The sequence below is a fragment of the Corynebacterium sp. p3-SID1056 genome, from assembly GCF_025152525.1.
Lineage (GTDB): Bacteria > Actinomycetota > Actinomycetes > Mycobacteriales > Mycobacteriaceae > Corynebacterium.
Window position 1 is genome coordinate 160,980 of the sequence record NZ_JALXXL010000005.1, and the last position, 15,012, is coordinate 175,991.

General features: G+C 62.9%; 18 protein-coding genes. 2 read left to right on the forward strand and 16 right to left on the reverse strand.

Features of this window, described 5'->3' with window-relative positions; all coding sequences use genetic code 11:
- Nucleotides 1-3: 3 nt before the first annotated feature.
- The 4 genes from carA to pyrR are packed head-to-tail and all read right to left on the reverse strand — an operon-like array spanning nt 4 to nt 4,015.
- The gene (gene carA, locus M3G14_RS06265) at nt 4-1,179 is read right to left on the reverse strand and encodes a glutamine-hydrolyzing carbamoyl-phosphate synthase small subunit (RefSeq protein WP_259925535.1); all 1,176 of its coding nucleotides are present in this window, start codon (nt 1,177-1,179) and stop codon (nt 4-6) included.
- A gap of 19 nt (nt 1,180-1,198) precedes the next feature.
- Nucleotides 1,199-2,521 carry a dihydroorotase gene (locus M3G14_RS06270; RefSeq protein ID WP_259925536.1) on the reverse strand — a complete coding sequence of 441 codons (1,323 nt, stop codon included), beginning with the start codon at nt 2,519-2,521 and terminating at the stop codon, nt 1,199-1,201.
- Complete coding sequence (locus M3G14_RS06275) at nt 2,522-3,442, reverse strand: aspartate carbamoyltransferase catalytic subunit (RefSeq protein WP_259925537.1); 921 nt, start codon at nt 3,440-3,442, stop codon at nt 2,522-2,524. It lies immediately after the preceding gene.
- A gap of 3 nt (nt 3,443-3,445) precedes the next feature.
- Nucleotides 3,446-4,015, reverse strand: coding sequence for a bifunctional pyr operon transcriptional regulator/uracil phosphoribosyltransferase PyrR (gene pyrR, locus M3G14_RS06280; protein WP_259925538.1), 570 nt, complete (start codon nt 4,013-4,015; stop codon nt 3,446-3,448).
- 224 nt (nt 4,016-4,239) lie between these two features.
- On the opposite strand from pyrR, the gene M3G14_RS06285 reads away from it, so the two are divergent.
- On the forward strand, nt 4,240-4,791 hold the full coding sequence (locus M3G14_RS06285; protein ID WP_259925539.1) for a YbjN domain-containing protein: 552 nt from the start codon (nt 4,240-4,242) through the stop codon (nt 4,789-4,791).
- Nucleotides 4,781-5,239, forward strand: coding sequence for a YbjN domain-containing protein (locus tag M3G14_RS06290; RefSeq protein ID WP_259925541.1), 459 nt, complete (start codon nt 4,781-4,783; stop codon nt 5,237-5,239). Before M3G14_RS06285 ends, M3G14_RS06290 begins: the two co-directional genes overlap by 11 nt.
- 4 nt (nt 5,240-5,243) lie before the next feature.
- Here M3G14_RS06290 and M3G14_RS06295 read toward each other — a convergent pair whose 3' ends face one another.
- The 12 genes from M3G14_RS06295 to ruvX all read right to left on the reverse strand — a co-directional run bounded on the left by M3G14_RS06295 (nt 5,244) and on the right by ruvX (nt 14,919).
- Nucleotides 5,244-6,086: a PPK2 family polyphosphate kinase gene (locus M3G14_RS06295; RefSeq protein WP_259925542.1), complete on the reverse strand. Its 843-nt coding sequence runs from the start codon at nt 6,084-6,086 to the stop codon at nt 5,244-5,246.
- A 70-nt stretch (nt 6,087-6,156) separates the two neighbouring features.
- The gene (gene nusB / locus M3G14_RS06300) at nt 6,157-6,714 is read right to left on the reverse strand and encodes a transcription antitermination factor NusB (RefSeq protein ID WP_259925543.1); all 558 of its coding nucleotides are present in this window, start codon (nt 6,712-6,714) and stop codon (nt 6,157-6,159) included.
- Nucleotides 6,714-7,277 (reverse strand): elongation factor P, encoded by a 564-nt coding sequence (gene efp, locus M3G14_RS06305; protein WP_259925544.1) that lies wholly within the window; start codon nt 7,275-7,277, stop codon nt 6,714-6,716. The genes nusB and efp overlap by 1 nt, the downstream gene beginning before the upstream one ends.
- Nucleotides 7,278-7,336: 59 nt before the next feature.
- Nucleotides 7,337-8,428 (reverse strand): aminopeptidase P family protein, encoded by a 1,092-nt coding sequence (locus tag M3G14_RS06310; RefSeq protein ID WP_259925545.1) that lies wholly within the window; start codon nt 8,426-8,428, stop codon nt 7,337-7,339.
- A gap of 24 nt (nt 8,429-8,452) precedes the next feature.
- A complete protein-coding gene (aroQ, locus tag M3G14_RS06315; protein ID WP_259925546.1) occupies nt 8,453-8,899 on the reverse strand; it encodes a type II 3-dehydroquinate dehydratase in 447 nt (148 codons plus the stop codon).
- Nucleotides 8,900-8,949: 50 nt separating this feature from the next.
- Entirely contained in the window at nt 8,950-10,002 is a 1,053-nt protein-coding gene (gene aroB, locus M3G14_RS06320; protein WP_259925547.1) for a 3-dehydroquinate synthase, read from the reverse strand.
- Between the two features lie 44 nt (nt 10,003-10,046).
- Nucleotides 10,047-10,664 carry a shikimate kinase gene (locus M3G14_RS06325; protein WP_259925548.1) on the reverse strand — a complete coding sequence of 206 codons (618 nt, stop codon included), beginning with the start codon at nt 10,662-10,664 and terminating at the stop codon, nt 10,047-10,049.
- Between the two features lie 2 nt (nt 10,665-10,666).
- Nucleotides 10,667-11,905, reverse strand: a complete 1,239-nt coding sequence (gene aroC, locus M3G14_RS06330; protein WP_259925551.1) for a chorismate synthase — start codon at nt 11,903-11,905, stop codon at nt 10,667-10,669.
- A 12-nt stretch (nt 11,906-11,917) separates the two neighbouring features.
- Nucleotides 11,918-12,406, reverse strand: a complete 489-nt coding sequence (locus M3G14_RS06335) for an A24 family peptidase (RefSeq protein WP_311201356.1) — start codon at nt 12,404-12,406, stop codon at nt 11,918-11,920.
- Nucleotides 12,363-13,265, reverse strand: a complete 903-nt coding sequence (locus tag M3G14_RS06340; RefSeq protein WP_259925554.1) for a shikimate dehydrogenase — start codon at nt 13,263-13,265, stop codon at nt 12,363-12,365. Before M3G14_RS06340 ends, M3G14_RS06335 begins: the two co-directional genes overlap by 44 nt.
- A gap of 11 nt (nt 13,266-13,276) precedes the next feature.
- Nucleotides 13,277-14,428: an endolytic transglycosylase MltG gene (gene mltG, locus M3G14_RS06345; protein WP_259925556.1), complete on the reverse strand. Its 1,152-nt coding sequence runs from the start codon at nt 14,426-14,428 to the stop codon at nt 13,277-13,279.
- On the reverse strand, nt 14,425-14,919 hold the full coding sequence (gene ruvX / locus M3G14_RS06350) for a Holliday junction resolvase RuvX (protein ID WP_259925559.1): 495 nt from the start codon (nt 14,917-14,919) through the stop codon (nt 14,425-14,427). The genes mltG and ruvX overlap by 4 nt, the downstream gene beginning before the upstream one ends.
- Nucleotides 14,920-15,012 lie beyond the last annotated feature (93 nt).

Consider the following 15,012-nt stretch of genomic DNA (forward strand, 5'->3'; position numbering starts at 1 on the left):
TGGTTATTTCGCGTTCGGGCTGTACTCACGCATCAGCGCAATGAACTGATCGAACAGCGGGTTCGCATCGTGCGGACCCGCGGCAGATTCCGGGTGGAACTGCACCGAGTACGCCATGCCGTTCTCCAGCGCCACGCCTTCGACGACGTCGTCGTTGAGGCAGGTGTGGGTAATCACGGCAGGGCCGAACTCGGTATCGAAGCGATCGCCCGGGCCAACGCCCTCGGGCGCGGCCAGCGCGAAGCCGTGGTTCTGGCTGGTGATGTCGATCTTGGAGGTCAGGTGGTTCTTCACCGGGACGTTGACCCCACGGTGGCCGAACTTCAGCTTGTAGGTGTCAAGACCGAGCGCGCGCCCGAGAATCTGGTTACCAAAGCAAATACCAAACAGCGGCAGCTTGTCCTGGATGATCTTGCGGGTGATCTCCACCATTTCATCCGCGGTGGCCGGGTCGCCCGGGCCGTTGGAGATGAACACACCATCCGGTGTGTACTGCGCAATGTCCGAGAAGGGAGTGTTCGCCGGCACGACAATGGTCTCCACCCCGCGCTCGGCAAGGTGGTTCGGCGTGGCGGTCTTGATCCCCATGTCGTAGGCCACGACGGTGAAGCGCTTCTCGCCCTTCGCCGCAATCGTGTACGCCTCGTCGGTGCTCACCTGGGCAGACAGGTCAGCCCCAGCCATGGAAGGCTGCGCGTTCACCTTCGCCACCAAGTCTTGGACATCGCTTTGCGACGCCGCGCCCACGAACAGACCTGCCGGGGCGGAACCCTCGTTACGCAAGTGGCGCACCACGCTACGGGTGTCAATGCCCGAGATGCCGACGATGCCCTGCGCACGCATTTCCTCTTCGAGGGAGCGCGCTGCGCGCCAGTTCGAGACGCGCTTGGAAAGATCGCGCACGATGAGGCCGGCAACCCAGATGCGGCCGTCGTGGGACTCGTTGTCTTCGTCGTTCCAGCCGGTGTTACCGATCTGCGGGGCCGTCATCACCACGATCTGGCGGTGATACGAGGGATCAGTCATCGTTTCCTGGTAGCCGGTCATGCCGGTGGTAAACACCGCTTCGCCGTACACCGGGTCAATGTCGCTGTCGCGCTCAACTGCGCCGAAAGCGTAGCCACGGTAGACCTTGCCGTCGCCGAGCACGAGGGCCGCGGGGATTCGAGATTCAGTCATAGTTGCTTCCTTTATAAACCTATTTCGTGCTGGTGATGGTCGTTTCTGCTGCAGTATCCTCTGCCCGGTAGGTCACCGTGCCACGCAGCATCGTCAGCGCAATGCTGGTCGCAAACTCGGTGCCTTCGTAGGGGGTGTTCGAGGCCTTGGAGCGCAGCTTGGCACCTTCGACGGTCCACGCCGCGCCCGGGTCGACAAGCACGAGGTTGGCTGGCTCCCCCTCGGCAATCGGGCGGCCTTGGTCCTTCAGACGCAGGATTTCGGCGGGGCGTTCGCTCATCACCTTCGCCACGAAGCGCCAGTCAGCCAAGCCAGATTCGACGAAGACCCGCGCGATGATTGGCAGCGAAGTCTCCAGGCCAAGCATGCCCGGCTTCGCGTGCTCGAACTCGACGCACTTGTCTTCGGAGCCGTGCGGGGCATGGTCGGTCGCGACCACATCGATCGTGCCGTCGAGCAGCGCGTCCCGCAGCGCGATCGTGTCGCGTTGCTCGCGCAGCGGCGGATTGACGCGGTACACGCCGTCGTAGGACTCGAGCTTTTCGTCGGTAAGCAGCAGGTGGTGCGGTGTTGCCTCGGCGCTGACCCCGATGCCCTGCGCTTTCGCCCAGCGCAGAAGCTCCACGGTGCCCTCGGTCGAGGCGTGGCAGATGTGCAGGCGCCCGCCGTAGTCGCGGGTCATGATCACATCGCGAGCAACGACGGATTCCTCCGCTACCCGCGGCCAACCGCCCAGGCCGAGCCGGGCCGCAGTCTCTCCCTCGTGCGCGACTGCGTCCTCGGTCATGCGGTGGTCTTCTGCGTGTTGGGCGAGCAACACGTCGTAGGCCTTGGCGTACTCGACTGCCCGGCGCATGACCTGCGGGTCATTGACGCACTTGCCATCGTCAGAGAACATGCGCACGTGGCCTTGGCTCATCAGCCCAATCTCGCTGAGCTGTGTGCCCTCGAGGTTCTGCGTGATCGCGCCCACCGGGTAGACATCGCACTTGCCGTAGGCTTGGCCCTTTTCCCACACCGCATCGGCGAGGAAAGGCTGGTCAATCACCGGGCTCGTGTTCGCCATGGTAAACACCGCGGTAAAGCCGCCTTTGGCGGCTGCTTCGGAGCCGGTGGCGATGGTTTCCGTGTCTTCGCGGCCCGGCTCGCGCAGGTGCACGTGCATGTCCACGAGGCCCGGGAGCAAGACTTTGCCGCCCGCATCGATGACCTCGAAGGACTCATCTTCGATTTCGTCGAACTTGAGGTCTTTCCCGATAGCGGCGATGACGCCGTCGTCGATAAGCAGCTGTACCTCGTCCTCACCATACGGGCGGACGTTTGTGATTCCGATCTTTCCCATTTACTCTTCCTCTCCCGCGAGCAGCGTAAACAGCACCGCCATGCGGGTGTACACACCGTTTGAGACCTGCTGCAGTACCGCGGTGTTGTCTCGCTCCGCAACAGCAAAGTTAATTTCCATCCCGCGCAGCATCGGGCCCGGGTGCATGATGATCGCGCCTTCTTTCATCCGGTCGGCACGCTGCGGGCTCAAGCCGTACAGCGTGGCGTATTCGCGATGCGAAGGGAAAAAGCCGCCGTGCATGCGCTCGGCCTGCACGCGCAGCATCATCACCACATCCGCGTCGACAACCTCGGCGTCCAAGTCGTATGCAACACGCGCCGGCCAGTGCTCCACCCCCGTAGGCAGCAGCGTCGGCGGCGCCACCAGCACAACTTCTGCTCCGAGCAGGTTGAGCAGATCCACGTTGGAACGCGCGACGCGCGAGTGCACGATGTCGCCCACGATGACCACCTTGCGGCCGACGATCTCGCCGATGCGCTGGCGCATCGTCACCGCGTCGAGCAGGGCCTGAGTGGGGTGCTGGTGCTTGCCGTCCCCGGCGTTGACAATCGACGTGCCCGGCAGCCACTGCTTGAGCAGCTGCGCAGCTCCCGACGCCGGGTGGCGAACCACGATCGCGTCCGCGCCGACAGCCTGAACCGTAAGTGCCGTGTCTTTGAGCGATTCGCCCTTCTTCACCGAAGAGCTCGACGCGGACAGGTTGATCACATCCGCGCTCATCCACTTACCAGCCGTCTCGAAAGACGAGCGGGTACGAGTGGAGTTTTCGTAGAAGAGGGTGAAGATGGTGCGGCCTCGCAGCGTGGGCAGCTTCTTAATCTCCCGGCCGTCGAGGGCTTCTTTGAAGCGGTCGGCCTCGTCCATGATGGCGATCGCCTCGTCCCGGCTTAAGTCTGCAATATCAATGAGGTGTTTCATCCGTTAAGCCTCCCGGTGCAGCGTGACCGCATCAACTGCGTCGATCGGCGTGAGTGTCACGGTCACGTCCTCGGTCAACGCGGTCGGAATGTTCTTGCCCACGTAATCCGCCCGAATGGGCAATTGGCGGTGCCCGCGGTCCACCAGGACGGCGAGCTGAATGGCTTGCGGCCGGCCGATGTCGCGCAGCGAATCGAGCGCAGCACGAATGGTGCGGCCGGAGTAAAGCACATCGTCCACCAGGACAACGGTCGCCCCGTCGAGCGGTGCCGGAATATGCGTAGGGCGCAGCGCGCGGTGTGGTTTGTCGCGCAAGTCATCGCGGTACAGGGTGACATCGAGGCTGCCGACGGGCACGTTCACCCCAGAAAACTCTTCAATGGCTGCAGCGATGCGCTGCGCCAGCGGGACGCCCCCAGAGGGAATGCCGAGCAGTTGCACCGGTGCGGTACCGGATTGCGACGCCGCGTCAAGCGCCGTCTTTTCAATTATTTGGTGCGCAATGCGTGCGATCGTGCGCCCGACGTCGTCTGCGCTCAGCAGTTCCACCGTCGTGCGGGAATCTCCACTCATCTCGCCTCCTTCCCCGCCTCACTGTGCGGAATTTAAAGGATGCTGGATAAAAGCTGCATTCTGCAGTTGAAGTCGCTTCTTTGGACTGCCCCGAATTCTAGCACTCCCCGCCGCTCACCGAGCCCGGACGATGACATCGAGGCCGCAATCGCCAACTCGACACCCCGTTTGGAGGGGCCGCGCCTCTCGCGTCAGCAGAAAGACACGCAGGTACCATCGTGGGCGTGAGTACCAACGACACAACACCGAAGTCCGCTGCTGGCGAGGTGCCGTCTACCGACGCACCCGACCCGGCAACTGTCGCTGAGGTCAACGCCGCAGCGCAGGCAGACCCCAACAACGAGGCAAAGCCGGTTACACCCGAGGCCGTCGCCGAAATCTTTAGCGCTGAGGGCCTCGAGCACCGCGTCGAAGATGGCACAGTCCGATCCGGTTTTATCAACGCGGCGATTGTGGTTGCCTTCGATGATGACCACCTCATCTTTGAATCGCTGTGGCGCGGCGAGATCCCCAAAGAGATGGCCTCCCACATATTGCTCGCCACCAACGAGCACAACCAGACCCACTTCGCGCCCACGCTGCGCTTCTTTGAGCAGGGCGAGCAAAACCTGGCAATTAGCGCGATCCGCACGCTCGATATCACGCACGGAGCGTCCTACAACCAGCTCGGCGCGTTCATCATGAGCTCGATCGACACCACCCTGCAAGCCTTCGACTTTTTGGCAACCTCATTCCCCACCCTCGTCACCTGGGAGGACCCGCACGATGAGCACTAACACCACGCAATTGGTCACCATCGACCGCGTCGCGAAGGCCCTGGAAGGCCTGGACATCACGGTGCAGACGGACGCTTCAGGTCGTGCCGCCCACGCCAACATCAACGGCTACAACGTGCTCTTCGTCCTGCTTGACTCCGTGCTCATCGCCCGCGCGGACGCCGCGACCGAGACCCCCTCAGATACCCCTGACCCCACCGTGTATCTGGCGGCGAATCAGGTCAACTCTTCGTTCTTAGATGCCCGCGCACTGGTCGTGAACAAGGCAAAGACCTTGGTCATTCGCACCGAGGCGGAAAACCAGGTCGCCGCCGGTATGACCGACGAGCAGCTGTCCAGCGCACTCAAGCGCAGCCTCGACGGACTCATGCGCGGCCAGGACGCGATGCACGCGCTGATCGAAGAGATCACAAGCGCCCGCGAATCCGCCGAGGAGCAGGACAACTAGCGTCCTAGGAATTTTCCAGCCGGGCCAGCTCCGTCTCCTTGTCGAAGTCTCCTGCAGGCCACTGCGGGTCCAGCTGTTGCAGCGCGTCGACAAGCAGGGTCTTGACCACGGTCCGGCAGTACTTCTTGTTGTCAGAGGGGATGCAGTACCAGGGGGCAACGTCGGTCGACGTTCGAGTCAACGCGATCTGATATGCCGCCATGAACTGCGTCCACAGCTTGCGGTCATCGATGTCACCCGGGTTGTACTTCCAGTGCTTCTCCGGGTTTTCGATGCGCTCGCGGAGGTTTTCCGCCTGGAACTCGCGCGAGATGTGCGGCATCACCTTGATTATCTTGGTGCCGTTTGCCGCAGCTTCCTTTTCGAACTCCACGATGGCATCGTAGCGGCGCTCGATCTCCTCTGGCGCAGCCATCTGCTTAACCCGCTGCACCAGCACGTCCTCGTAGTGGGAGCGGTCGAAGACACTGATTTGCCCCGGTTCCGGCAAGTGCGGAGCAATCCGCCACAAGAAATCGTGCTCGGCCTCTTCCTTCGTCGGCCGGCCAAATGCTTTGATATGCACGCCCTGCAGATCCATGGTCCCGCCGATCACGTGGCGGATGATCCCGCCTTTGCCCGCAGTATCCATGCCCTGGAGCACCAGGAGCACAGAGCCGGTATGCGGGGTGCCTGCCCGGCCGTTGGCATAGAGCTTCTTCTGCAGCTCGCCGAGGTCGTCGTCAAACTGCTCAAAGGCATCCTCGACGTCCTTGACCCCCGGGGTGGCCGCTGGATCGACGTCGTCGATTTGGAAGTCGGGGCCTACCCTGAATGCCTGCGCTTCCTCAATAGAAATCTTCGCCATGTTTCTTCCTCCTCCTTCGCGGGTGGATATGCAAAAAGTGCCCGCGAGGTTTTCGGGCACTTGAGGACGTCTACTCGACCGGTTGTTGCTCGTCCGCGGGCTGCGGGGGCTCCGATGCTGCGGGGACTGCTGCCTCCGACACGGTCTCGGTAACAAGCCTCTGCGCGTCGTCGGCAGCAAAGGGTGCATCCGGGCGGCCGCGCTGCGCAATGCCGTCGAGCACGACATTGACGTAGGGCGCGGCCTGCGCTGCTGAGTACTCGGCCGCCATCTCGACGCCTTCCTTAATGGAGACCGGCGCATCGACGTCGTCATTGAACATGATTTCCCACGCGCACACGCGCAAGATCTGACGGTCGACGGCGGGCAGACGGGACAGTTCCCAGTCCTCCACCAAAAAGCGCTCAATCGCGTCGTCGAGATCGTCGAGCTGCTCGGCGGCACCCGCCACGATCTGCTGCGTGTAATCCGCGACCGGGGCGACCGAATTCTGCGGGTTCTTTGCCAACTCGACGCGATCCTCGACGATACTGACCGGGTCAATGTCGCGCGTTTCCGCCTCAAAGAGGATGTCTACTGCACGACGCCGCGCGCGGTAGCGAGCTCCGTGTCGCTTAAAGTCCGCCATTAGTTGCTCACGCGGGAGAGGTACTCACCCGTGCGGGTGTCTACCTTGACCACATTGCCGGTCTCCAGGAACAGCGGCACCTGGATCTCCGCTCCGGTTTCCAGCGTCGCCGGCTTGGTGCCACCGGAGGAACGGTCGCCCTGCAGACCCGGCTCCGTGTGCTCAACCTTCAGGTCGACCGAAATCGGCAGCTCGGCAAACAGGGCCTCGCCTTCGTGGAAGGAGACCTGCACACGCATGTTTTCCAGCAGGAAGCGGGCTGCGTCACCGAACTTGTCGGCCGGCAGCTCGAACTGCTCGAAAGTCTTATCATCCATCACAACGTAGGCGGTGCCGTCGTTGTACAGGTAGGTCATATCGCGGCGGTCAACGTTCGCGGTCTCAACCTTCACGCCGGCGTTCCACGTCTTGTCCACGGTCTTGCCGGTGACGACATCCTTGAGCTTGGTGCGCACAAACGCTGGGCCCTTGCCCGGCTTAACGTGCTGGAACTCAATAATCTGCTGGAGCTTGCCGTCATTCTTGAGTACAAGTCCGTTCTTAAAATCGGCGGTAGTTGCCACGTGAAACCTTTCCTCTGATCCTCTGATATGTCAGTAGAGAGTGTGCAAACACAATAATGCTACAGCACGGTCAATTCCTTAGGGTACTGAGTAATCACCTTCGGTACTCCAGAAGTGATAATCAAGGTGTCCTCAATGCGCACCCCGCCTTTGCCCGGGACGTAGATCCCCGGCTCAATGGTCAGCGTCATCGATTCGCGCAGCTCGCCCTTACCCGACGTCGAGGCGTAAGGCGCCTCATGTACGTCAAGGCCCACCCCGTGACCTGTCGAGTGGACGAAGTACTCGCCAAATCCGGCCTCTTCAATGACCCGGCGGCAGGCCGCATCCACGTCAACGAGTTTTGCACCGGCCACGGCAGCACGCACGCCGGCCTTCTGGGAAGCCAAGGTGACCTCGTAGATCTCACGGAGGAAGTCGTTTGGCTGGCCGATCGCAAAGGTCCGTGTCATATCGGAGTTGAACCCGAGGCGGTGCATGCCAAAATCGATGGTGACCAGCTCGCCTTCCTGCACGACCCGCTCGCCGGCACCGTGGTGCGGCTTCGCCGAATTCGGGCCAGAAGCGACAATGGTGTCAAAGCTGGGGCGCTCCGCGCCAAGTTTGCGCATTCGGTACTCCAGATCGGCCGCGATGTCGCGCTCTGTGCGTCCGGCTGCCAGTTCCCCTGCGCTCACAAGCTGCTCGAGCGCCTCGGTGGCAAGCGCTGCCGCTTCCTCGAGGCGGTGCAGCTCAAGGTTGTCTTTGGTCAGACGGATCTCCTCCACCGCCCCAGAGACAGGCACTAACGTGACATCTGCCGGGCACGCTGCCTGGAGCTGTTCCAACTGGCTCACGCTGAGGTAGTCCGCCTCAAAACCGACGCGGTGTCCCTCAACCACCTGGCCCAAGAGTTCCTCGGCGACTTTGCGGGTGATCGTCGCGGGCACATCCGGAACCTCTTCCGCGATCTGGGTGGTGTAGCGCCCATCGGTGGCGATCTTTGCCGTACGATCCTTCGAAATCAACAACGCACCGTTTGAACCGCTAAAGCCCGAGAGGTATCGCACATGCGTGAGATGCGTGATCAACACATCATCAATGCGTTTTGCGGCTAAGGCAGAGGCAAGTTTGCGCCGCCGAGTTTCAAAACGAGTATCTGCCAGTGACATGTCTTCCTCCAAACGTGTGTGATTCTAAGCTTCGGTCGCTCCGGTCTGCGCAAAATGCTCGAGCGCGAGCAGGTAGCCATTCGTGCCCAACCCGGCTATCACGCCCTTGGCGATAGGCGAAAGGTAGGAGTGGTGCCGGAAAGGCTCGCGAGCGTGCACATTCGAGATGTGCACCTCGATAAAGCCGCATGCGTCGGTCAGCTCGACCAGCGCGTCGCGCAGTGCCACCGAGGTATGCGTCCAGCCACCCGGGTTGATGATGACGGGCACGCGCGCTTCCGCAGCCTCATGCACCCATTCGAGCATCTCGCCCTCGTGATTCGTTTGGCGCAGCTCGACGCCCACCCCAAGCTCGGCCGCGCGCTCCTGGAGTTGACGCTCCACGTCTGCAAGCGTCGTGTGCCCGTATATCTCCGGTTGGCGCTTGCCTAACCGATTCAGGTTTGGTCCGTTGAGCACGAGAATCTTCATCGCTAGGCCTCCTTCATTCTTTCTAGAAAAAGTCCGCGTACTGCTACGCGCTACTGCGCAATCGCCTCGTAGGCCGCACGCATCTCCTCGATCGTGGCGTCCTCCAGGCGAGTGCACGAACCGAGTTTGTTCAGCACCACAAACCGGATTTGGCCATCGCGGTTCTTCTTGTCGTGCGTCATAGCCTCGTAGAGCTCGTCGAACGCACCCTCCTCGTAGGTGGTGGGAAGCCCGACTGCGCTGAGGACTTCGTGGTGGAGTGCGAGCAGTGAGTCGTCGATTAGCCCGCGATTGTGCGCGAGATGCGCGGCAAACATCATGCCCACCCCGACCGCATTGCCGTGGCGCCAGGTGTAGTGCTCGCGGCGCTCGATGGCGTGGCCCAGCGTATGCCCGTAGTTGAGGATCTCGCGCAGGCCCGACTCCTTCAAGTCGCGGCTGACCACTGCCGCCTTGACCGCGACCGAGCGTTCCACGAGCTCGGCCCAGTGGGCGTCGGCACCGGCGCGGTAAAGCTCGAGAATCTTCGGATCGGCAATGAAACCGGTCTTGACCAGCTCAGCGGAGCCAGACACGATTTCTTCCTGTGGCAACGTGTAGATGCGTTCCAAGTCGATAAACACTGCGTCCGGCTCGTGGAACGCACCCACGAGGTTCTTGCCAATCGACGTATTGATACCTGTCTTCCCGCCGACGGCGGCATCGACCATGGCAAGCAGCGTCGTCGGCACCTGGATCACCTTGATCCCGCGCATCCAGGTGGCGGCAATGAACCCGGCGATGTCAGTCGCCGCGCCGCCGCCGAGACCAATGATCACATCCTGGCGCGAAAAGCTATGCTCGCCCAGCAGATCCCACAGGCTGCTGGCCGTCTCGAGCGACTTGCCGGCCTCTGCGTCGGGGATGGGGGCAAGCACCGCAGTCAGCCCCTCGGCCTCGATGTCCTGAGCGATCGAGCGCGCAACGGCCTGTAGCGGTCCCTGGTGCACGATCGCCGCCTTACGTGCGCCAATTGTCTTTACCCTTGCCGCGACTTCACGAATGGTGTCGTACCCGATGTGAATGTCGTACGGGTCTGCTCCCGTCACTTGCACTGTGGCCATGGTTGCTCCTTGGGTAGGTGAAACTCGCGGGGATGGTACGGAAACTATTCCTCGGTGGACTCAATGATGCTGAGCACCTCAGCCACCACGCGCTGCGGCGGCCGGGAATCAGTCCGCACCCGATAATTGGCGACCTCGCGGTAGTAAGGCTCGCGCGTGGCTAGCAGATCGCGATAGTGCTGCGCCGGGTCATCGGCCTGTAGGACGGGGCGCGTTGTCGAGCCGGCCGTACGGCGGATGCCTTCCTCCGCAGTCACGTCGATCCACACCACGGTGTGGCGCTGCAAAAGTTGACGCGTCGACGCAGTGAGCACCGCCCCACCGCCAAGGCTGACCACCCCGCCTGTTGCGAGCGCTTGGGCGACGCACGCCGCTTCCACCTCGCGGAAGCGCTCCTCGCCAAGCTCGCTGAAGATCTCGCCGCAGGTCTTGCCTTGCGCCTGCTCGATGAGCAGGTCACTGTCCACAATCGGCAGATTTAACGCGCTGGCAATACGCCTGCCGATGGTCGATTTACCCGCCCCCGGAGGCCCAACCAACACGACCCGCGGTGCGGATGCGACAACTGCGGCGTTCGTGTCCGCCTCGCTGGCGTCGAAAGGCGCTGCGAGGGCGTCTGGCTGTGTGGATTGTGGCTGTGTGGATTGTGTCTGTGCCGTCATCGCTACTGCCTTTCTTCCGTGTCTTCCGTGCCGTCTGCGTCAAACGCCAAGCGTTGAGCAATTGCTTCCTTGTACGCCGCGATGTTGCGCTTGGTTTCTTCCAGACTATCGCCGCCAAACTTCTCGAGTACAGCGCGCGCGAGCACGAGCGCCACCATGGCCTCGGCCACCACGCCGCCGGCCGGTACCGCGCATACGTCGGACCGCTGGTGGATACCTGTCGCTGCCTCCCCGCTTCGCATGTCGACGGTCTGCAGTGCCCGCGGGACGGTGGAAATGGGCTTCAACGCTGCGCGTAGACGCAGCTGCTCACCGTTGGTCATGCCGCCTTCCAGGCCGGCGGCACGGTTCGTCAAGCGATGCACCCCGGTCTCGTCGCGCACCATTTCGTCGTGCGCGGCAGAACCGCGCCTCCGGGCCTCAGCGAAACCGTCACCGACTTCTACGCCCTTCACCGACTGGATCCCCATTAGCGCGCCTGCAAGTTGCGCATCGAGGCGGTGCTCGCCGGAAATGTGCGAGCCAAGCCCGATCGGTAGCCCATCGACGATGACCTCGACCACGCCGCCGAGCGTGTCACCCGACTTTTTTGCATCCTCGATACACGAGATCATGGAGGCCTCCGCCGTCGAATCAAACGCGCGTACCGGCGAGGCATCGATCGCCTCGATATCCGCAAAAGTGGGACGTTGACCATCCGCCGGAGCAGACTCCCCGATGGAGACCACGTGAGAGAAGACCTCCACGCCCAGTGTCTCGCGCAAGAACGCACGAGCCACCGCCGCCGCTGCGACGCGCGCAGCTGTCTCGCGGGCAGAAGAGCGTTCGAGCACCGGGCGCGCCGAGTCGAAACCGTACTTGAGCATGCCGGCAAAGTCCGCGTGCCCCGGGCGCGGACGAGTCAACTTCGCCCCGCGCCCGGAAGACATCGCCTTCGCCACCTCGGGGTCGTCCATATCCAGCGGGTGCGGCGACATGATCGTGGTCCACTTCGGCCACTCGGAGTTGCCAATCTGGATGGCAATCGGGCTTCCCAGCGTCCGGCCGTGCAGGATGCCAGTGAGCAGCGTGAGCGCATCTGCCTCAAACTTCATGCGCGCGCCGCGGCCATAGCCAAGCCGGCGCCGCGCGAGGTGGTGCGCAACCTCCTCTTCGGTGATTGGCACGCCAGCGGGCATATTTTCAATCAGAGCGATGAGCGCCTGTCCATGGGATTCCCCAGCGGTTGTCCAACGAAGCATGCACGCATTGTCTCACACACTGGCGCAAACTGAGCCGTTTAGCCCAACAAACGTTCCCACGATCCAGGCCGCGCATAACATTTGCGGCCCGTGCGCAAGTCTGGGCACCCCGAGTGCCAACCCGAGCACCACGGTCGCGGCGCCTGATACTGCTACCGCCGCCAACACCGCCCCGGGCCCACCCAGCGCCGTGAGCACCACGCCAAGCGTGACCGCGAGCTTGACGTCGCCGCCCCCGATTCCCTTGCCAGCGACAGAATACAACCCTGCCCACAGCAGGCCCCACGCCAATACGGGTGCGAGCGCACATGCAACGAGACACGCCAGCGCAGGCGGCACAGTCAGCGCGTTTGGCAGTCTGCGCCGGCGGAGGTCGCTGCACGCAAGTGCCACGCTCCACGCGCAGAAGACTCCGAGCGCGAGAAAAACCAGTCCCCCATTCCCCATGGGGTGAAGCCTAGCTTGTGGCAGGGTCCTTGTCTGGAGTTCTGTCTTGGGCATTGTCTTGGGCGCTGCCGTCACTTGCAGCTTCCCAGTGTGCAAACAGCGCAGCGCGCATCGCTGTGCGTGGCGCGGCGACGCCTGTGAACTGCTCGAACTGTGCGTAGGATTGCCCGGCAAGCATGGTCAGCCCGCCAACAGTGGGGTATCCGTTCGCCGCAGCGCGGACCGCCAGCGGGGTCGGCCACGGGTTGTAGATCACGTCGAGCACCGGCGCGTGCCCCAACTGCACAGCATAGGGCTCTACGGCTGCAGCGGGCACGGTCGAGATGATCACGTCTGCCCACACCGCGAGCTGGAAAAGATCCTCCGAGAAATCGACAAAGCGCGTCGCTACCCCGTCGACAAGCTCGGCGATCTCTGCGGAGCGGTCCGAGCGGTTGAGCACCACGATCTCGCTCACCCCCTGTTGCTTCAGCGCCCACAACGCGGGCCGCGCGGTGCCGCCGGCACCAACGACTAATGCGCGCGAGGCCTTGCTGTCCCCGAGCAGCTCCCGCAGCGCGGTGGTGATTCCTTCGCAATCGGTGTTATCGGCGCGCCAACCGTCGTTGGTGCGCACCAGCGTGTTCGCCGAGCCAATGGTGCGGGCCCGCTCGGTGGCCTCGGTGGCAAATTGCAGGGCCGCGAATTTCGCCGGCATAGTGACGGAGAACCCGCGGAACTCCGGTGCTGCCCTGCCAACGATGTCCGGGAGCTGATCCACAGTACACTCGATTCGCTCGTAGGCCCAGTCTTCAAGCCCAGCAGCCTCGTAGCCTGCGTGGTGCAGGACCGGCGACAGCGAGTGCGCGATTGGCGAGCCCAATACGGCAGCACGGTGCCGCACGGTGCGTTGCGGCGGCGCGTCGTCAACCATTGCTGTCCTCCTTAGCGTCGTGAGTCAAGGACGCCGGAGTCAATGGCGCGACGGGTGTCTTCCTGGTGCTGCTCGAAGGTGTCATTGAACACCGTCGTGCCGTCCTGATCCACGGTGACGAAGAACAGCCAGTTGCCCTCCGCGGGGTGCTCCATCGCATCGATTGCCTCAACCGACGGCGACGCAATCGGCGTTTGCGGCAGCCCGTCCATTGCGTAGGTGTTCCACGGCGTGACGCGCTCGCGGTCCTCGTCGGTGGTCGCCACCTCCACATTTGGCAGCCCGTAGTTCACCGTGGAGTCAAACTCCAGGCGCATCGGCTCGTCCAGGCGGTTGAGGATCACGCGGGCGACCTTGTCGAATTCCCCTGCCGGTGCCTCACGTTCGACCAGCGAGGCTGCAACAACCAGCTCGTAGGGGCTCAGGCCGACCTTCTCCGAGCGTGCCTCGATGTCGGTGGACTGATACACCTCAGCGGAACGAGTCACCAGGTCCGTGAGAATCTGCTCTGCGGTCGCGCCCGGGTCGATGATGTACTCGCCCGGCACGATCAGGCCCTCGAGGCGCTTTGCATCGCCCTTGCGCCCATCAACAGCCTCGCGCGCCCACTCGGGCACGCCGAGGGTTGCCGCATCGGTCTCAGCAGCCGCGTGCTGCAGGCGCTCAACATCCACGCAGTCGTGCGTTGCGGCGCCGCCGCAGGTGACATCCTGAATCATTGTCAAAATGCCGTGGCGCTTCTGTCCCCCAACGACGTCGATATCCATCAGCGTCGCGCCGCCGTACACCTGCAGAGGGGTGACCTTATTGTTCGGGTCAAGCAGCGCGGAGACGGCGCTCTTCGCGCTCATCTCGCCCTCCAGCCGGTAAAAACCAGGCTGGATGTTGTCCGAGTCCGGGTCGGCCGCAGCTGCCGACTGGAAGGCCTTATTGGAGGCGACGATCCCGCGCTCCTCGAGCTCCGGACCCAGCGCGGAGATGTTGGACCCCTCCGGGATCTCGACGACCTCTTCCTCGCCGTTGCCGTTGCCGCGGTAGTCACTTCCAGCACCATTTTGGTGCGCAACGGCGATCCAGGCAATCAAGCCGATGATAAGCAAGATCGAAGCAACAAGCACTGCGACGCCACGGGTCCGCCGGCGGCCATTCTGTCGGGGTGTCACGATTCATTCTCCTTTAAGTAGTTCTGCCGGCCGTCCAACCACGATTGCAAGATCTCCACCGCGGCAGCCTGATCAATCACCTCGCGCTGCGCTTTCTCACTACGGCCAGATGCCCGCATCGCGTGGGATGCAGCCACCGTGGTGAGACGCTCGTCGGCCATTCGCACCGGCAGCCCAGTGCGCCTTTTGATCCGGAACGCGATCTCCTTGGCGTGTTTCACGCTGCGCGAGCCGTTGCCCTGCAGGTCCCGCGGCAGCCCCACGATCACCTCAACAGCCTGGTAGTCCTCGGTCAGCTGCACCAGGCGATCAATATCCGCCCCGTCGCGGTCTTTGAACCCAGTCACGCGCTTGACGGTCTCCACTGGCATCGCCAGCTTCGCATCCCGATCCGAGGACGCGACTCCGATGCGCACCGTGCCCACATCGACGCCAAGGCGGCGCCCCGGTCCCGGGTCGTCCACCCCTGGGGTGTCAGGCTCAACCTTCAAAAGTTTCTCCGATCTTCTCGGGTCGGCTCGCTGGGGCTTGCCGCTTCTCGACGCTAGCGTTCACAGCTAAAATACCGGCTCCATACAAAAAGG